General features: G+C 69.9%; 15 protein-coding genes. 5 read left to right on the forward strand and 10 right to left on the reverse strand.

What is annotated here, in order from left to right; genetic code table 11:
* Nucleotides 1-16 precede the first annotated feature (16 nt).
* From EDF53_RS19260 to EDF53_RS06045, 7 genes are all read right to left on the reverse strand, one after another.
* On the reverse strand, nt 17-157 hold the full coding sequence (locus EDF53_RS19260) for a hypothetical protein (RefSeq protein ID WP_185020959.1): 141 nt from the start codon (nt 155-157) through the stop codon (nt 17-19).
* A gap of 292 nt (nt 158-449) precedes the next feature.
* Nucleotides 450-971, reverse strand: coding sequence for an Imm26 family immunity protein (locus tag EDF53_RS19265; RefSeq protein WP_185020960.1), 522 nt, complete (start codon nt 969-971; stop codon nt 450-452).
* A complete protein-coding gene (locus tag EDF53_RS19270) occupies nt 968-1,333 on the reverse strand; it encodes a DUF6188 family protein (protein ID WP_185020961.1) in 366 nt (121 codons plus the stop codon). Before EDF53_RS19270 ends, EDF53_RS19265 begins: the two co-directional genes overlap by 4 nt.
* Nucleotides 1,334-1,355: 22 nt before the next feature.
* Complete coding sequence (locus tag EDF53_RS06030; protein WP_123292704.1) at nt 1,356-2,036, reverse strand: hypothetical protein; 681 nt, start codon at nt 2,034-2,036, stop codon at nt 1,356-1,358.
* 14 nt (nt 2,037-2,050) lie between these two features.
* Nucleotides 2,051-7,450, reverse strand: a complete 5,400-nt coding sequence (locus EDF53_RS06035) for a DUF6531 domain-containing protein (RefSeq protein WP_148058286.1) — start codon at nt 7,448-7,450, stop codon at nt 2,051-2,053.
* A 144-nt stretch (nt 7,451-7,594) separates the two neighbouring features.
* Nucleotides 7,595-8,053, reverse strand: a complete 459-nt coding sequence (locus EDF53_RS06040) for a SufE family protein (protein ID WP_111086363.1) — start codon at nt 8,051-8,053, stop codon at nt 7,595-7,597.
* Nucleotides 8,050-8,955, reverse strand: coding sequence for a sulfurtransferase (locus EDF53_RS06045; protein ID WP_123292706.1), 906 nt, complete (start codon nt 8,953-8,955; stop codon nt 8,050-8,052). The genes EDF53_RS06040 and EDF53_RS06045 overlap by 4 nt, the downstream gene beginning before the upstream one ends.
* Nucleotides 8,956-9,091: 136 nt before the next feature.
* Between EDF53_RS06045 and zapE the strand changes: the two genes are divergently transcribed.
* From zapE to EDF53_RS06060, 3 genes are all read left to right on the forward strand, one after another.
* Nucleotides 9,092-10,111, forward strand: coding sequence for a cell division protein ZapE (gene zapE, locus EDF53_RS06050; protein ID WP_123292707.1), 1,020 nt, complete (start codon nt 9,092-9,094; stop codon nt 10,109-10,111).
* Nucleotides 10,112-10,316: 205 nt separating this feature from the next.
* The gene (locus EDF53_RS06055; protein WP_111086361.1) at nt 10,317-11,591 is read left to right on the forward strand and encodes an ammonium transporter; all 1,275 of its coding nucleotides are present in this window, start codon (nt 10,317-10,319) and stop codon (nt 11,589-11,591) included.
* 130 nt (nt 11,592-11,721) lie between these two features.
* Nucleotides 11,722-12,372, forward strand: coding sequence for a tyrosine-protein phosphatase (locus EDF53_RS06060; RefSeq protein WP_123292708.1), 651 nt, complete (start codon nt 11,722-11,724; stop codon nt 12,370-12,372).
* 139 nt (nt 12,373-12,511) lie between these two features.
* Here the strand turns inward: EDF53_RS06060 and EDF53_RS06065 are convergent, their stop codons facing one another.
* On the reverse strand, nt 12,512-13,483 hold the full coding sequence (locus EDF53_RS06065; protein WP_123292709.1) for an aldo/keto reductase: 972 nt from the start codon (nt 13,481-13,483) through the stop codon (nt 12,512-12,514).
* Nucleotides 13,484-13,650: 167 nt separating this feature from the next.
* On the opposite strand from EDF53_RS06065, the gene EDF53_RS06070 reads away from it, so the two are divergent.
* Nucleotides 13,651-14,619 carry a beta-ketoacyl-ACP synthase 3 gene (locus EDF53_RS06070; RefSeq protein WP_111086399.1) on the forward strand — a complete coding sequence of 323 codons (969 nt, stop codon included), beginning with the start codon at nt 13,651-13,653 and terminating at the stop codon, nt 14,617-14,619.
* A 98-nt stretch (nt 14,620-14,717) separates the two neighbouring features.
* Here EDF53_RS06070 and EDF53_RS06075 read toward each other — a convergent pair whose 3' ends face one another.
* On the reverse strand, nt 14,718-15,647 hold the full coding sequence (locus tag EDF53_RS06075; RefSeq protein WP_185020962.1) for a hypothetical protein: 930 nt from the start codon (nt 15,645-15,647) through the stop codon (nt 14,718-14,720).
* Nucleotides 15,648-15,685: 38 nt separating this feature from the next.
* On the opposite strand from EDF53_RS06075, the gene EDF53_RS06080 reads away from it, so the two are divergent.
* Entirely contained in the window at nt 15,686-16,315 is a 630-nt protein-coding gene (locus tag EDF53_RS06080) for a hypothetical protein (protein WP_123292710.1), read from the forward strand.
* Nucleotides 16,316-16,350: 35 nt separating this feature from the next.
* Here the strand turns inward: EDF53_RS06080 and EDF53_RS06085 are convergent, their stop codons facing one another.
* A complete protein-coding gene (locus EDF53_RS06085) occupies nt 16,351-17,274 on the reverse strand; it encodes a hypothetical protein (RefSeq protein ID WP_148058287.1) in 924 nt (307 codons plus the stop codon).
* Nucleotides 17,275-17,280: the final 6 nt, after the last annotated feature.

The following is a 17,280-nucleotide window of genomic DNA, read 5'->3' on the forward strand; positions in this document are numbered from 1 at the left end:
CCGAGGTCGTGCGCGTTCAAGCCTCGAACAGGAGCTGATCCGTCCGGGGGAGTTCATTCGGCATCGCATCTGTGAACCACGGGAGTTCGAGACTGTCGACCTTTCCTTTCTTCATCCAGATCATCATTTCCCCCGATACTTTGGAATCGTCATCCACGTAAAATGCTTCAATCGGGAGTGGGGCGTCTGGCAACCTTGCCCGAGGCGAGTCATCCAGATCTATCTGCCAGATTCTCGGACCGGTCGGTCGGAAGCCTCGGATCGCTTGCGCTTGGCTCTGCAACGTCCGTGATTCCGACGAACTCAGGTGAGCGAAACAGGTTTTCACCAGATCACGCAGGCGTGATTCGTCTTCCGTCCTCATGTTGCCTCTGATTGCATGTACTCGTCCTCACCCGTGGATTTCTCCGGGTCCACAAACTGTACTCTCACGTGTTCGGGAGAGCGGATCAAGGGCCGAAGAGCTGGCGTGACGTCGGGGTCGGTCGATAGCGCAATTCTTCGAACGCCGGTAACCAGGGCGCGAGGTCTTCGTGTGCACGCACCGCTTGCTCAAGAACCATCGGTGACCTGATCGTCCGCCGTGGGATCGACTTGGACTCGTCCTCCGTGGCCGGGCGCTGACGTGAGTCGTGGAAGTCAGTCACCCAGACGCCGTTCGTCTCGGCAGCAGCGTAGGTGAAAGCAGGAAGGAAATGGTCCGGATCAGGGGGCGAGCTGCCAACGATGGTCCACATTCCTGGTCGAACCCGGGCGTCGAACGTCAGGGTTGCGAAGAGAGGGGTCGCCGTCCGTGCTCTCGCGACTTCTTCAGGCGTGGGAGACGCACTGACCGGACAGTCGAACACGACCACGTACAGCGCGCGCGTGGTTTGGTCCACCACGTGCGCAATGTCAGCGCGGCCATCGCCGAGGGGAATGGCGAGGAAGTCACCGGGCTTCACATCGTTGGTCGTCGACTGCCCGCTCAAGAGGGATATCCTCCTGCTGCATCGTACCGTTTGTCGCCCATTTGATGCCTCCGATTCGAGAGGAGTCCGTCCGGATTCGATTTGTTCGTCGGGCCACCCTCGCTGCGGATGTGGAATTCTCCCTTGATCCGGGCCTCGATCACCGTCTCGGTGTGCAGACGCAAGGCTGGAACGAGCGACGCCCTGTCGCCGTCTGGGATGACTTCGAAAGAGGGTCCACCCGGTTCCCGCACCGTGAACGCGGCTTCGAACGCCGTGCTCGCGTTGTTCGAGAATCGCAATGTCACCATGTAGTCGACCCCGACGAAGTCCACTGTTTCTCCGGCGAGTGACAGCGCCCTGGGTCGAGGATGCTCGTCCATCTCGTCCACTATCGTGGCCGACTCAACTCTGGAGGCCGCGGACGCTCAAGACCGCCAGGACCTCCGATCGGTCTTCCCGAACACCGACGATCAGACCTCCGTCCGCCGCGGGTAGGTCCAGCAGGAGAACTGCCTCGCCGTTCTGTCTTCGCAGGGCGGAAACGAACTCATCGAGCCCATCGACGTCGACGCCGCTATGCACAGCGGCCGAGTACTTCCGTTCGAAAGTGCTCGCAGTCCTGACCGCGTCCTGCCGATGGCACGCGAACGTTGCTTCTGGAGAGAGACCGCGGAGCGCATCCAGCGCAACCGCACGATTCGATGACCTCGATCGGCGCAGGAGCCGTTCGAGCGGCTCGTGTCCGATGGACACTCGCTGCGCGGCTCGATCATGGACGAACACACTGATCACGATGGGCTCAGCTGCTGCGAGGACCACCAGCAGGACATCCTCGTCCACTTCTGCTCGGCAAAGACGCACCGGGGTGTCCGCAAAGGCACGGACATCGTCTGCCACTCGCGCGAGCCCGTCTGTCGACTCGGCGTACGTCGTGTCGATCATCCTCGCCAGTGCAACCGCCGGCATCGCGACGACATCGACAGGTGCGTCTGCTTCCACCAGACGGCTGGCCGTGCGGAGGACACTCCGTGGTAGCGGGTCGCGACCATCGGTGAGCAGCACCAGAAGCTCGGCTGAGGTCATGGGGGTCACATCTGTCAATGGCCGAACCTCTCTACGTTTGCGTCGGAGACGACGCCTCGGATCAGCACTTCGGATTCCCCAAGGGCATCCGGACCGGGAACGATCCGATGCGCATGTTCTTCCATGGTCGTACTCAAGATCACTCCGCGTCCTCCAGGAGTGAGGACACCCTGACCGCTTCCATCGGACGCGAAGCGCTCCGCCACCGACCGATCAGTCGTCCAACTGGTCAGGTTGCTGTCCTCGGTCATTCCGAGAGCATGTGCTCGGCCATCACTGTGTCCCAAGATGTCTCCGGGCCACGCGGAACCTTCAGTGGCGGCTTCGTACGCGTGGTGGCTCTCGTTCACGCCCCTGTATATCGAAGTGGGTGGCGTTGCTGCCTCCTCCCCGAGTTCCTTCACCGCTGAGGGCAAGTGCACCTTCGACATCGTGCCGCCGGTGGCCGCCGACGTCGCCGCACCCTCGGCAGCGTTCCGGAGCAGACCACCCGGGGTCACCGGCTGGCCGCTCACCGCGTAGTTCGCGACGTTCTCGGCCGCACCTTCTGCCGCGTTCTTGACCAGCTGCTTGCCGATCAGGGCACCGGCACCACCCCCGACGGCGCCGAAGGCCCCGCTGACGGCGACCTGGCCCCAGTTGACCTCGCCGGTGGTGGCCTTCTGGATGATGGTGTCGGCACCGGCGCTGATGAGCATCGCGCCGACCGGACCGCCGACACCGGTGGCGACGAGCACACCGCCCGCAACGACCATCGCGCCGCCGGCGACGTACTCCCAGTTGTCCGCGAACCAGTCACCGGTGGCCGCGGCGGCCCGGGCGAGCGGACCCTGTTCGGCCGCCGCGTAGGCCTCCAGTTCCGCGTCGGTAACGGGCGCGAGACCGAGCGGGTCGATGGCGTGCAGCGGATCGTTGCCGGCGAACGAGTAGGGGTTGCCCGCCCAGGCTGCTCCGGCGGGCGCGGTGACCGGGTCGATGGACAGGAAGCCGCGCGACGACGAGTCGTAGGCGCGGGCACCCATCCACTCCAAGCCGGCGACCTGCAGCGAACCGTCGGCGCCGAGGGCGATCCCGCCGGGCAGGCCGGAGCCGCCGAGGTCGAGGAGCGTCTGCCACGGGTCGGCGTCGTCGGCTGCTCTCGTGGTGCGCCGACCGCTGGTTGCCCACCCGTCGCCCACCCCGGTGAGACCACCGGGAGCGCGGACGACCGGGGTGTCGCCGACAGCGAGGAGCGTCGGCGCGAACGCGGCGGTGTCCCAGTCGATCGGGACGCCGTCGACATCGGCGAGTTCACCGAGGGCGTCGACGTGCAGGTCGGTCGTGGTGCTGCCCGCCGCGGTGGTCTCCGCCACCCCGGTGAGGTGACCCTGCGGGGCCCAGCGGTACGTGGTCGCGACGCCGTCCGTTCGGACCGTCTGGATCCGTCGACCTGCGCCGTCGTAGGCGTACTCCGCCTCGGGCGCCCCGTCCGGAGCGTCGACCCTGGTCGGCTGTCCGGCGGCGTCGTACGAGAACCGTCGGGCCCCGGAGTCCGTTCGTTCCTCGACCAGGCGACCTGCTGCGTCGTAGACCCAGCCCGTGCGACTGCCGTCCTGGACGGACGCCACCAGCTGCGCGGCATCGTCGTGCTCGTAGGTGGTGCTCCCGCCGGGTCCGTCGACCCGGGTGATGCGCCCGTCGGCGTCGCGCCCGATGGTGCTGAGGTGCGTGCCGTCCGAGTCGATGCGCGCGTGCCGGACGACGTGTCCGTTCGCGTACTCCCAGGTCTGCAACTGATCGCCGGCGCGGGCCTGCAGGAGCTGGCCTGCCGGGTCGTGTTCGTACCGGACCTCGCCGAAGACCGAGTGCTCGACCCGGACGACCCGTCCGGTGGCGTCGTGCGTGTACCGGGTCGTGGACCCGTCGGGGGACTGCACCGAGGTGCGGAGCCCGTCGGCATCGTTGGTCCACCGCGTTTCCCGGGCGCCGGTCGAGCGTCGGACGAGCTGCCCCAGCCGGCTGAACTCGAGGACGTGGGCAGTGGGGGAGTCCGGACGGGTCTCATCGGTGATCGTCACCGTGCGGGCGCGGGCATCGCGGTCGATGCGGCCGATCAGACGGTCGCCGGCGTACTGCGCGGATTCCCGACCGGCTGCGTCGTACTCCCACCGCAGCACGGTGCCGTCCGGGTCGGTCTGGGTGAGCTGTCGTCCGGCGGGGTCGTAGGTCGCCGTCGTCGTGCGCCCGAGCTGATCGGTGGACGAGGCCACCTTGTCGAGCTGCGTGTACGTCCGGACGGTCACGCCACCCAGCGGATCGACGGTGCGGACGAGGCGTCCACGCTGGTCGTGCTCGTAGCGGGTGGTGCCGCCGAGCCCGTTCACCGCAGCGACGAGCTGTCCTGCGGCGTCGTACCGGAAGGTCCGCTGGCCGAAGCGGGTGTCCCGCGCCGAGACCACGCGACCGACCCGGTCGTACCGGTACCGGACGGTGCCGACCCCGGGGACGTCGGCGTGGACGACCCGGCCCTGGCGGTCGTACTCGGTGCGTGCGACCTCGCCGGTCGGCAGGGTGCGCGCGACGACCCGCGAATCGGCGTCGTAGGTCAGCGTGGTGCGTGCGCCGGCGGGATCGATCGCGGAGACCGGTCGGCCGCACGCGTCGTACTCGTACCGGGTGGTGCGGCCCGCCGGGGTGGTGACGGCGACGACGCGTCCGGCGAGGTCACGTTCGATGCGGGCGAGGCCACCGTTCGCGTCGACGAGCTCGACCGGGCGGCCGCACGCGTCGTACGTCGTCAGCTCAGCAGAGGAATCCGCGTGCTCGAGCCGGGTCGGACGCCCGAACTCGTCGGTCGTCACGGACACGGCGTCGAAGGCGTCGCGGACCGTGGAGACGCCGTCCGCGCGCGAGCGCCCGACCTCAGTGCGGACACCGGTCGGGTCGACGGTGGCGCCGAGGGCTCCGACCGCGTTGTACTCCCGCTCCCAGGTGCCACCGGCCGGGTCGACCACGGCTTCGAGCCGGGAGAGCGCGTCGTGCACGAACGCCCACTCGGCACCGTCGGGCAGGGTCATCGTCGACACGTTGCCGAACGCGTCGAAGTCCTTCGCGACGACGCGACCGAGGGGGTCCGTGGTGGAGACGACCTCGCCGTGTGGACCGTAGGTGACTTCCGTGCGGGCACCGGTCGGGTCGATCGTCGCCGTGACCCGACCGCCGTCGCCGTGCTCGAACCGCCACAGTCCCCCGTCCGGGTCCTCGCGCGCGGTAAGCAGCCCGGCGGCGTCGTAGCGGTACCGGGTCCGGTTGCCGAGCGGCGTGACGGCCTCGACGATCCTGCCTCCGGCGTCGCGCATCAGACGTGCGGTGTCGCCGACGGCGTTCTCGACGCCGACGAGCTCACCGGACGCGTCGTGGTGGAACGTGACGACGACGCCCGTCGGATCGGTGGTGCGGACGAGCACGCCGTCCCGCCACTCGAGCAGCGTGCGACCGCCGACAGGGTCGATGACGACGGACGGGTTCCGGTCGTCGCCCGTGTACCCGTACTCGACGACCCCACCGTTCGCGGTGACCACCGTGGTCATGCGGTCCTGCTCGTCGTACCCGAAGGTCAGATCGGCGCCCTCCGGCGTCACGGTCCGGACCCGACGCCCGCGGTCGTCGTACCCGTGGACGGTCACCTGACCATCGCGCTCGGTCACCGAGACGAGGTTGCCGTGCGGGTCGTACGACATCGACTGGCGCTGCCCGTCGGTGTCGATGATCCCGACGACGCGGCCCTTCCGGTCGGCGATCCAGGTGTTCGCGTGGACCCCGTCGATGTCGGAGACCGAGGTGACCCGACCCGGCAGGTACGAGAACCGGACCCGTCGACCGAACGGTGTGCGCTGCTCGACGACCCGGCCGCGGTCGTCGTAGGTGTTCTCGCACTCGACGACTCCCGTCGCAGCGGTCACCCGGTCGATCAGGCCGTCCGCGTTCCAGCGGTACCGGCGACTGCCGACGGCGTCGGTCGCCCGGACCAGCCGGCGGCCCTCGTCGTAGTGGTACTCGACGCGGCGCCCGTCCGACGCCGTCGCGGACGCCACCCGGTCGCCGCTGTACTCGATGTCGACGAACCGCCCGAACACGTGCGCGAGCCGCGTGATCCGATCGTGCTCGTCGCGTCGCACGGTCACGGCGGTGCCCGCTCCACGCGCACTGCTCAGCCACAGTCCGGACGGCGTGAACGCCCACCGGCCGCCGGCGTTGTCCCGCACGACGAGCGAGTCCTGCTCGGCCCGGAGCCACAGGTCCTCGCCGACGCCGCGGCTCCACCCGTCCCCCTGCCGTGGGAAGTCGACCTGCCGGCCGTCGTCCAGCACGACCGAGGCGGCCTCGTCGCTGACCTCGAGCCGGATGTCGAGGATGGAGGACCACCCGAGTCCGAACACCCCGACGCGGCCGTCGAGTGAGTTGTACATGCGGGTGAGCCGGAGCGACGCGGCCTGCCCCGCGAAGGACAGGTCGGTCTCGGGCTCGAGGAAGTTGCCGGTGGCCGTGTTGACCGGGTCGTCGGCGAACCCGTTGGTCGGGGGCGTCCCCATCGCCGAGAACGGCCCGATGGTGAAGTCGTCGCGACCGGCGTCGATCCCCGCCGAGGACAGCGCGGCCGCGATCGCCGCGTCCGACAGCGTCGCAGGCCCGGCACCGCCACCGGCGGCCTCGAACTGCGCTGCGACGGTGCCCGCCCAGTCGGCGTCCTTCCCGTTCGCCGTGAGCCAGTCGTTCACCGCGGTCAGCAGCGACTGGGCGTTCAGGGTGCCCCAGCACGGGTTGCACTCGGCCTCGTAGTCGCTCAGGGCGTTCCGGAACGTCGAGACGGCGCCGGACAGATCGGCGTCGAGCGTCCGGGTGGTCGCCTCGAAGGAGCGGAGGTCCGCGGGGACGGCGGACGACGTCCCACCGCTGGTCCCGCCGCCCGCCGGGAACTCCCGCCCCGTGACGCTGACCTCGTCCGCCTGCAGTCGTGGCTCCGGCTCGGGCTCCGGAGGCTTCGGGTCGTCGCCCACGCCGAACCACGTCGAGACCTCGTGCCCGGCGGCGACGAGGAAGTTCTCCTCGCGTTCACGCTTGCGGGCGTCCCACGCCTTCGCCTGCTTCCGCCGGTCGTCCTCGTCCTTCGCGGCGTCGCGCAGCTGCTGCACGAACCCCGACAGGCTCTGCAGCGACTCGACGAGCTTCGTCGCGCTGCGCGAGGCGATGTCGGCATTGTCCGCGAAGACCTCGGAGAAGTAGCCCCGGAACTCCGCACGCGCAGTCGTCACCGATGACGACCGCGACCCGGACTGGCCGTCAATCGACGACGCGAGCGCCGTCGAAGCCGACTTGAGTGCATCCGCCGCGCTGTACGAGTAGCCGGTCGGATCGTTCCCGTGGATCTTCGCCATCGTCATTCCCCCCTGGTGCTGACCGCACCATCCTGGCACGGATCCGGACTGAAATTCCAGAGGACGGCATGCGTGCCGAGGGGAGATGGACGGGAGGCCCGTGGCGGATCCGCCACGGGCCTCCCGTCCGTCAGAAGGTCGCGTCTACGACACCGCAGCCTGCACCTGACGCTGCACGCGTCCGAGCATGCCCACCATGCCGCGGATCCGCAGCGGGCTGACCGCCTCGGACAGGCCGATGGTCAACGGGTAGTCCGCCGGCACGGCGAGCACCTGCGCTGCCGTCAGGCCGCTCAGGCCCTGCGCCAGGATGGAGGCGAAGCCGCGCGTGGTCGGCGCCTCGCGCGGCGCGGTCGCGTGCATGCGGACGACGTCGGGTGCGTCGCCGTCCTCGCCCACGGTCACCGTGATGAACACGGGGGACTGGCACTCCTCGACCCGTTCGAGTTCGTCCTCGTGCCCCTGCAGCCGTTCGGGCAGCGCGGGCAGCTCGTTCGAGAACTCGAGGAGGAGCTGCAGGCGGTCCTTCTGGCCCAGGGCGAGGAAGTCGTCGCGGATCTCGGCGAGGGTCGCGGGGAGGGTGGCCTCGGTGCTGTCGTTCATCGGTTCGGAACTGTACCCGGCTCCGCGCCCTGCACGATCGGGACGCGGACGGCGCTGCCCCACTCGGTCCACGAGCCGTCGTAGTTGCGGACGCTGTCGTAGCCGAGCAGGTGCTGCAGGACGAACCAGGTGTGGCTCGACCGCTCGCCGATGCGGCAGTACGCGATGACCTCGTCCGCATCGCCGATGCCGGCGCCCTCGCGGTAGATCGCGTCGAGTTCCGCGCGCGGCTTGAAGGTGCCGTCCGGTGCGGCGGCGGTCGCCCACGGGATGTTCACCGCGGTGGGGACGTGGCCGCCGCGCAGCGCTCCTTCTTCCGGGTAGTCGGGCGCGGTGGTGCGGGAACCGTCGTACTCGCCCGGGCTGCGCACGTCGATGAGGGGCTTGCCGAGGTGGGCGAGCACGTCGTCCTTGTAGGCGCGGATCTCGGTGTCGATCCGGTCGACGACCGGGTACTCGGCCGGCGTGACGACGGTCTCGTCGGTGGTGAGGGCGCGGTCCTCGGCGATCCACTTCGCGCGGCCACCGTCGAGCAGGCGGACGTCCTCGTGGCCGAACAGCGAGAAGACCCAGAGGGCGTACGCGGCCCACCAGTTGTTCTTGTCGCCGTAGACCACGACGGTGGTCTCGCGGCCGATGCCCTTGCTGCCGAGCAGCTCGGCGAACGCCTCGCCGTCGATGTAGTCGCGCTGCACCGGGTCGTTGAGGTCGGTGTGCCAGTCGATCTTGACCGCGCCGGGGATGTGTCCGGTCTCGTAGAGCAGGACGTCCTCGTCGGACTCGACGACGACCAGGTCGGGGGTGTGGGCGTCCAGTTGTTCCTGCAGCCACTCGGTGGAGACGAGACGCTCCGGGTGGGCGTAGGCGGTGAACTTCTCGGACGGGTCGACCGGTGCGGTCATGGTGGGCTACCTCCAGGTGGTCATCCGGCACCGGACTAGGATCGGTCGTCGGTGCCTGTGGGCAACGGTACGCGGACGTACCGTGCCCCAGCCGCAACGTGACACCGCACGACTTGCTTCCCGGAAGGGTCCCTGATTGTCCACGAACACCGCGCCAGCGCACCTCGTCGACCGTGACCCCCAGGTGACCCCGCAGCAGATGGCCGCGGCACTCGTGCCACCGCCCCAGTTCGCGGCCGCCTCGTTCGACTCGTACCGGCCCGACCCGGACTACGCCTCGCAGGCCGACGTGCGCGACGCCGTCGCCGCGTTCGTCGCGGCCGGGCCGACCGACGCGCCACGTCGCGGGCTGTTCGGCCGCCGCAAGCAGTCGGTCGAGCCCGCCGCGAAGTCGGGCGTCTACCTGGACGGCGGGTTCGGGGTCGGCAAGACCCACCTGCTCGCCGCGGCGTACCACGCGGCCTCCGGGCGGAAGACGTTCGGCACGTTCATCGAGTACACGGCCCTGGTCGGCGCGCTCGGGTTCCAGGGCACGGTCGACCTGCTGCGCGGGACCGCGCTGGTCTGCATCGACGAGTTCGAGCTCGACGACCCGGGCGACACCATGGTCATGACCCGCCTGATCAAGGAGCTGAGCGAGACCGGCACCCGGTTCGCCGCCACCTCGAACACGCCTCCCGGCGCGCTCGGAGAGGGCCGGTTCGCGGCCCAGGACTTCCTGCGGGAGATCCAGGCGATGTCCGACCGGTTCGACACCATGCGGATCGACGGGCTCGACTACCGCCGCCGCGCGGTCGACGAATCGGCCGGCGTGGTGTCCGACGTGGCCGCGGCGCTGCCGGCCGGCACCGTCACGCTCGACGACTTCTCGGCCGTGGTCGCGCACCTCGGCTCGGTGCACCCGTCGAAGTACGTCGCGCTCGTCGAGGACCTCGACGCCGTCGGGCTCACCGACGTCCGGGCCTTCACGGACCAGACCGACGCGCTCCGGTGGGTGGCGCTCGTCGACCGGCTCTACGACGCCCAGGTCCGGATCGTGGCCTCGGGCACGCCGCTCGACCAGGTGTACCCCGACGCCATGCTCGACGGCGGCTACCGCAAGAAGTACCTGCGCGCAGCGAGCCGTGTCGTGGCCCTGAGCCGCGCCCAGGACTGACGCGCGCCGCCCGGGGCATCCGCTGACCGGTCGGTGCACCCCCTGTCCAGGGGGCATCGGGCCATGCGAAACACGACGTTTACAAACCGCGCCGTCGCGTTACATCCGCGAAACACATCGTGCCCCCTCGTGAAACGTCACCTCGCCAGACTCGGTGTCACCCGAGGCGGTCCAAGAGCCGCTCGTGCAATCGAGAGGTGAACAGATGCTTGATCAGGGCAACACGACGTTCGTGTTGGTCATGGCGGCGCTGGTGTTGTTCATGACACCCGGCCTGGCCTTCTTCTACGGCGGTTTGGTGAAGGCCAAGTCCGTCATCAGCATGATGATGATGTCGTTCGGTGCGATCGCACTCGTGAGCGTCCTGTGGGTGCTCTACGGCTACGCGATCGCCTTCGCCAACCACGGTGACGGCACGGCGGTCTCCGGTGTCGTCGGGTTCTTCAGCATCGACTGGAACCAGATCGGTCTCGGCCAGGCCTTCGAGGAAGCGCAGTCCTCGAACATCCAGGCGGCGTACCCGTCGATGGCGTTCGTCGGCTTCCAGGCCACCTTCGCGATCATCACGGTCGCGCTCATCTCCGGCGCCATCGCCGACCGCGCCAAGTTCGGCGCCTGGATGGTCTTCGCGGGCATCTGGGTCACCGTCGTCTACTTCCCGGTCGCCTCGTGGGTCTTCAACCTGACCTCGGGTTGGGCTGCCACGTGGGGGGTCATCGACTTCGCCGGTGGCACCGCGGTGCACATCAACGCCGGTGCAGCAGGTCTCGCCCTGGCGCTCGTCCTCGGCAAGCGCGTCGGCTTCGCCAAGGGTGCGCACAAGCCGCACAACCCGCCCTTCGTCCTGCTCGGCGCCGCCATCCTGTGGTTCGGCTGGTTCGGCTTCAACGCCGGCTCCGAGGGTGCCGCTGACGGCATCGCCGCGATCGCCTGGGTCAACACCCTCGCCGCACCGGCCGCCGCCATCCTCGGCTGGCTGCTCGTCGAGAAGCTCAAGGACGGCAAGGCCACGTCGGTCGGCGCCGCCTCGGGTGCCGTCACCGGTCTCGTCGCGATCACCCCGGCATGTGCCAACCTGACCCCGGGTTGGGGCATCCTGCTCGGCTTCGTCGCCGGCATCATCTGCTGCTTCGCCATCGACTGGAAGTACCGTCTCGGCTTCGACGACTCGCTCGACGTCGTCGGTGTCCACCTGGTCGGCGGCATCGTCGGCACGCTGTACCTCGGCTTCTTCGCCAACGACACCGGCCTGATCTACTCCGGTTCGTTCGAGCAGCTCGGCAAGCAGGCCACCGCGGCCCTGGCCGTCGGCATCTACTCCTTCGTCCTGGCGTTCGTCATCGGCTTCCTCATCGAGAAGACGATCGGCTTCCGCGTCAAGACCGAGGACGAGGTCGCTGGCATCGACACCGCGGTCCACGGCGAAGAGGGCTACGTCCTCTACGAGCAGACCGACGACTCGCCGGTCTCGGTCCGCTAGCCAGCAGACACCAGCTCCACCAGCACCACCCGCACGACGACGGGCCCCGCGCACACAGCAAGCGCGGGGCCCGTCGTCGTGCGGTCCGGCGTCTGTCGTCTTGCGTCTGTCGTCTGGCAGGGTTGACGGCATGACGACGACGTCGACCCTCACCAACCTGCGCGAGGTCGGGGGACCGGGCCTGCAGGGCGCCCGACCCCGCACCGTGTACCGCGCCAACACCGAACACGTCGGTGCCGACGCCTACCCGCACGGACTCGCGGCCGTGGTCGACCTGCGCCGTGACGACGAGGTCGCCCGCGTCCCGCACCCGCTCGGTACCACCGACGGCTACCGGCTCGTCCCGCTGTTCGACCCGTCGACCGTCGAGTCCGGTGCCCAGGCCGTGCAGCTCGAGGAGCAGTACATCGACTGGCTCGAGCGCCACCGCACCGGGATCGCCGCCGCGTTCCGCGCGATCGCCCGGTCCGACGGCGACGTGCTCGTCTGCTGTTCCGCCGGCAAGGACCGCACCGGCGTCGTCAGCGGACTGCTCGCCCGGCTCTGGGGTGCGTCGATCGAGGCCGTCGGCGACGACTACGCCGCCAGCGCTGCCGGGCTGGCCGATCGGTTCGCCGCAGAGCGTGCGGTCAGCACCGACCCCGAGGCCACCGCTGTCGCGCAACGGTGCGTGCCGGAGACCATGACCACCGTGGTCCGGCACGTCGAGGCGCGGTGGGGCAGCGTCACCGCGTACCTGCGCTGGGCCGGGCTGACGGACGCGGAGATCGCAGCGCTCTGACGGGCGTGCGTCGTCCTGGCGGCTCGCCACGTGCGGTGGTCGCAACGGCGGACGGGAGGCACGGTGCGCGTCGGACGCGCACCGTGCCTCCCGTCCGTGGCCCTGATCGCGGGCCGTGGTCCAGGCCCGTTCCGTCAGCTCACCAGGCGTAGTCCTCCGGTGAGGTCTTGTGCCCCGGGAAGATCTCGTCGAGCCGGTCCAGCGCACGCTGGTCCAGACGGATGTCGACGGCGCGGACCGCGGACTCCCACTGCTCCATCGTGCGGGGGCCGGTGATCGGCGCGGTCACACCGGGCTGGTGGAGGAGCCACGCGAGGGCGAGCTCGCCGGGCGTGTGGCCGAGCTCCTTGGCGAACGACTCGTAGGCCGTGAGCTGGTCGCGGTGCCCCTCGACGTACTCGGCGCTGCGACCCGACAGACGGCGGGAGCCGTTCTCGGTCTTCTCGATGACACCACCGAGCAGACCGCCCTGCAGCGGCGACCACGGGATGACGCCGAGGCCGTACTCGCGGGCGGCGGGCAGGACCTCGCGCTCGATGTCGCGCACCACCAGGTTGTAGATCGACTGCTCGCTCACCAGGCCGAAGGTGTGGCGGCGCTTCGCGGCCTCCTGCGCCTGGGCGATGTGCCAGCCGGCGAAGTTCGACGACCCGACGTACAGGACCTTGCCCTGCTGCACGGCGACGTCGATCGCCTGCCAGATCTCGTCCCACGGGGTCGCACGGTCGACGTGGTGGAACTGGTACAGGTCGATGTGGTCCGTCTGCAGGCGCTGCAGGCTGGCGTCGAGCGACTGGCGGATGTTGAAGGCGCTGAGCTTGCCGCCGTTCGGCCAGTCGATCATGTCGCCGTAGACCTTGGTCGCCAGGACCGTCTTCTCGCGACGGCCGCCGCCCTTCGCGAACCAGCGGCCGATGATCTCCTCGGTGGCGCCCTTGCCCACCGAGCCGCCGTAGCCGTTGGCGGTGTCGAAGAAGTTGACGCCGAGCTCGTGGGCCCGGTCCATGATGGCGTGCGAGTCGTCTTCAGTGGTCTCCGGGCCGAAGTTCATCGTGCCGAGCACTGCTCGTGAAACCGACAGCCCTGTCCGTCCGAGGTGTGTGTAGTCCATGACTCCGGTCTACGCGCTCCGAGGGGCACCCTGCCAGGCCCTGGGAGTACCGGTTCTGCATGGTGAGGTGCATCGTTCTGCTTGCTGGGGTGCATTGTTCTGCATGATGCGTGGCTGCATGCCGTCCGGGGCATGTCCGCGCTCCGGGGAGGAGTACCGTGACGACGGTGAACACCCCAGCACTCCGTGGCAGCCGGATCCTCGGGTTCGGTCACCACCAGCCCGAACGCATCCTGACCAACGACGAACTCTCGACCATGGTCGACACCAACGACGAGTGGATCCGCACCCGGACCGGGATCCAGACCCGCCACATCGCCGGGCCGGACGACACCGTCACGTCGATGGCGATCGAAGCGGGCCGCAACGCCCTCGCCGACGCCGGTGTGTCGCCCTCGGCCGTCGGACTCGTCATCGTCGCCTCCACCACGCACCAGGACCGTGCGCCGTACACCGCCGGTCGGGTCGCCGCCGCGCTCGGGATGACGAACGGACCGGCGCCCATCGACATCAACACCGCGTGCAGTGGGTTCGAGTACGCGCTCGCCCTCGCCGACCAGTCGATCCGCGTCGGGTCCACCGACGTCGCGCTCGTCATCGGGTCCGAGACCCTCTCCGCCATCGCCGACTGGACCGACCGGTCGACGTGCGTGCTCGTCGGCGACGGGGCCGGGGCCGCCGTGCTCGGCGCCGCCGACGTCCCCGAGATCGGCCCCGTCTCGTGGGGCAGCGTGCCCCACCTGCTCGACGCGGTGCGGGTCGAGGGGACGCCCGGCCGGTTCAACCAGGAGGGCCGCTCGATCTACCGCTGGGCCATCACCGAGGCCGAGGGGCACGCCCGCAAGGTCGTCGAGGCCGCCGGGCTCACCATGGACGACATCGAGGTGTTCGCGTTCCACCAGGCGAACCTGCGGATCATCGAGCCGCTCGTCACCGCACTCGGCGGGGAGTCGAAGTTCGTCATCCGCGACGTCGTCGAGTCCGGGAACACCTCGGCCGCCAGTGTGCCGCTCGGGTTGTCGAAGGCATGGGCGCGTGGCGACCTGCCCGAGGGAGTCCCCGCGCTGCTGTTCGGCTTCGGCGGCGGGTTCGCGCACGCCGGCCAGGTCGTCAGGACGCCGGTGCGGTCGTTCTGATCGGGCCTCGGTCGTTCTGATCGGGCGTCGGTCGTTCTGATCGGGCGTCGGTCGTTCTGATCGGGCGTCGGTCGTTCTGATCGGGCCTGCCGCCCGGCTCAGCGCTCGGGCGTCTCCGACCAGAGGTCCTCGTCCTTCGCGGAGCCGCGGCGCCAGCCGAGTTGCTTCTGCTGCTTGGGCTTGGGCTCCTTCAGCTGCTTGTCCTTCAGCTGCTTCTCCTTGGGCTGCTTGTCCTTCGACTGCTTCTCGGGCTTCGCGGGCTTGGGCTCGAGGATGATCGGGAAGTGTGCCGACGGCGGCCCGAACCCGGTCCGCGAGGCCTGGATGACCTTCCGCCCGAGCGCGTGGTTGCCGAGCCCGCCGACGGCAGCGCCGATCCCGAACGGCAGTGCCCGGCCGAGCACCGACGTCCCCTGACGCACTGCGAACCGCTTGATGAACTGGTCGCGGACCTGCCCGCCGAGGCCGTTGACGACCTGCTTCGGCAGGGACGAGGTCACCATCTCGCCCCAGAACGCCGTGCGCGCCTGACCGCCGGCGATCTGCCCGCCGAGCTGCTTGATGAGCTGCGTCCCCGGAGCACCGAGGATCATCGCCATCACCAGGGTCCGTGCCCGTTCGGGGTCGTCCAGGGCGATGCCGTGCACCTCGGTCACCGACTGGGCGAACAGCGCGGTGGTCTCGAGGAACCCGACCGTCTCCGCGCCGCTCAGCCCGAGGGCGGCCACCATCCCGACGCCCGGGATGACCGCACTCGCACCGACCGCTGCGCCACCGGTGGTGACCGCGGTGAGGTACTGCCGCTCGAGGATCTGGATGACCTCGGCGGGGGTGGCGGCCGGCTTGCGTCGGCGGATCGCGTTGACGTGCGCCACGACCACCGGGCGCTGGACGCTGATGGCGCGGTCGAGCCACTTGACCCACCCGCCGGGTTGTTGCGGCTGCGGGGTCCGGGAGTCGTCGGGCATGGGGGAGACCTGGGCGTTCGGCAGCGGCACGATCGCCTGGTCCTTCGGGGAGCGGGCCATGCGCTCACCGTACGCCGGGCTTGTGGGAGGCTCGCTGGATGGACATCGACGGCGCGCCCGGTCCGGTTGACGACGCTCATCGGGCCTCCGGGTTCCTGACGGTCGCCGAGGTGCGCGGCTTGCTGCCCGAGGTCGTGGTGCTCGACCCCGGCTCCGTGCTCGTCGGCGCGGACGTCACCCTTGCAGCCGGGGTGGTGCTCTACCCCGGAGCCGTGCTCGAGACGCGTGCCGGGGGCTCGATCACCGTCGCATCCGGCGCGCGGCTCGGTCCGGGCCCGGTCTCGGTCGTCGCCACCGCGGCCCGGGTGACCATCGGTTCCGGTGCCGAACTTGGCCCGGGGCCCGTCACGATCACGGCCACCGTGGCGGACGTGCTCGTGGGGGACGGCGCTCGGTTGTCGGGCGGCTGCCTCGTCGAGGGCCCCACCGAGCTCGGCGCCGGTGCCCAGGTGCTCGGGACGGTCGCCGTCCGCGACGCCGAGCTCGCAGCCGGGGGCGACCACCGCGAGGCCGACCCCGATCGCCGTGCCGGTGCGGTGAAGGGTGTCGGGCGGGTCCACGGCGTGCGGGTCGGTATCGGCGAAGTGATCGTCGGCGGTGGCGTGCCGAGTGCACCGCTCGTGGTCGAACGGCAGCGCGAACACCACCCGGAGGCGCCGCGCCACTGACCCCGGCCGGCCCCTCGGAGCCGCTCGCCTGTTCGTCACCGGCACGGGACACCCGCCCGGCGGAGTGCTGCACGCACGCGGTCGGGCTGCATGAGGTCGGCCCACGACAACCGGACGACGAACCGGACCTCGGGGAACGAGCGGACGAAGTCCTCGCGACGCTTCTCCTGCCAGTGCGCCTCGGCGGTGCTCCGCCCCTCGAGCATCGTCGGGTCCTCGTACTTCGCGCGGCCGTCGACCTCGACCACGACGCCCTGATCCGGGAACCAGAAGTCGACGACGGCCGTCCCGCCGCCGGGCCGTCGGAACTCGTGCTGCTGCACCGGCTCCGGCGCCCCGACCTGCCGGAAGCGCACCCGGCACACCGACTCCGCCGGCGACCCCGACAGCGCCGACCCCATCTCGATCGCCACCCTCGCCTTCGCCTGCGCCGAGCCCCGCAGTTCGAGATCAGCGGCCAGCGCCTCGGGCGTCGTGCGCCGATCGGCGAGCAGCTGGTCCACGACCGCCAGCGACTCGAGCAGCGGACGGGTCGCAGCGACGTCCACCGCGCTCCGCGCCCACCCGGTGGTCCGCAGTCCGCCGGACTCGATGTACGCGGTCGGTGGCCGTGCTGCAGTGCCGTGCCGGACGAACCAGGCGGTCACGCGCGTGTGGGTCGTCGTCGGGTCGGACACGTGGACCTTCATCGGAGCTTCGCCGACGAGCGGCAGCCCGAGCACAGCGCACGCGGACTGGTGCGACACGAGGTCGCTGACGCGGATGCGGTGGAGCGATGCTCGGACGAGCACGTGGTGTCGTTCACCAGGGTGGAGATGGTCGAGCGCCCCGGGCCGGACCAGGACGCCGGGGCGGATCCGTTCGAGGACCCCGCGGTGGACATCGCGCTCGAGCGCCCGGCGTTCGGGATCCGGAAGGCCGGTCGTGCGGATGAGTTCGATGTCGTTCGCTCTGCCCATGCCCCA

Source organism: Curtobacterium sp. PhB78 (assembly GCF_003751685.1).
Taxonomy (GTDB): domain Bacteria; phylum Actinomycetota; class Actinomycetes; order Actinomycetales; family Microbacteriaceae; genus Curtobacterium.

Coding starts and splice junctions, on each gene's coding strand:
- EDF53_RS06060 (WP_123292708.1), top strand. CDS start 11,722: ATGACGACGACGTCGACCCTCACCAACCTGCGCGAGGTCGGGGGACCG.
- EDF53_RS06040 (WP_111086363.1), bottom strand. CDS start 8,053: ATGAACGACAGCACCGAGGCCACCCTCCCCGCGACCCTCGCCGAGATC.
- EDF53_RS06055 (WP_111086361.1), top strand. CDS start 10,317: ATGCTTGATCAGGGCAACACGACGTTCGTGTTGGTCATGGCGGCGCTG.
- EDF53_RS06065 (WP_123292709.1), bottom strand. CDS start 13,483: ATGGACTACACACACCTCGGACGGACAGGGCTGTCGGTTTCACGAGCA.
- EDF53_RS06030 (WP_123292704.1), bottom strand. CDS start 2,036: ATGACCTCAGCCGAGCTTCTGGTGCTGCTCACCGATGGTCGCGACCCG.
- EDF53_RS06085 (WP_148058287.1), bottom strand. CDS start 17,274: ATGGGCAGAGCGAACGACATCGAACTCATCCGCACGACCGGCCTTCCG.
- EDF53_RS06035 (WP_148058286.1), bottom strand. CDS start 7,450: ATGGCGAAGATCCACGGGAACGATCCGACCGGCTACTCGTACAGCGCG.
- EDF53_RS19270 (WP_185020961.1), bottom strand. CDS start 1,333: ATGGACGAGCATCCTCGACCCAGGGCGCTGTCACTCGCCGGAGAAACA.
- EDF53_RS06075 (WP_185020962.1), bottom strand. CDS start 15,647: ATGGCCCGCTCCCCGAAGGACCAGGCGATCGTGCCGCTGCCGAACGCC.
- EDF53_RS06080 (WP_123292710.1), top strand. CDS start 15,686: ATGGACATCGACGGCGCGCCCGGTCCGGTTGACGACGCTCATCGGGCC.
- EDF53_RS06045 (WP_123292706.1), bottom strand. CDS start 8,955: ATGACCGCACCGGTCGACCCGTCCGAGAAGTTCACCGCCTACGCCCAC.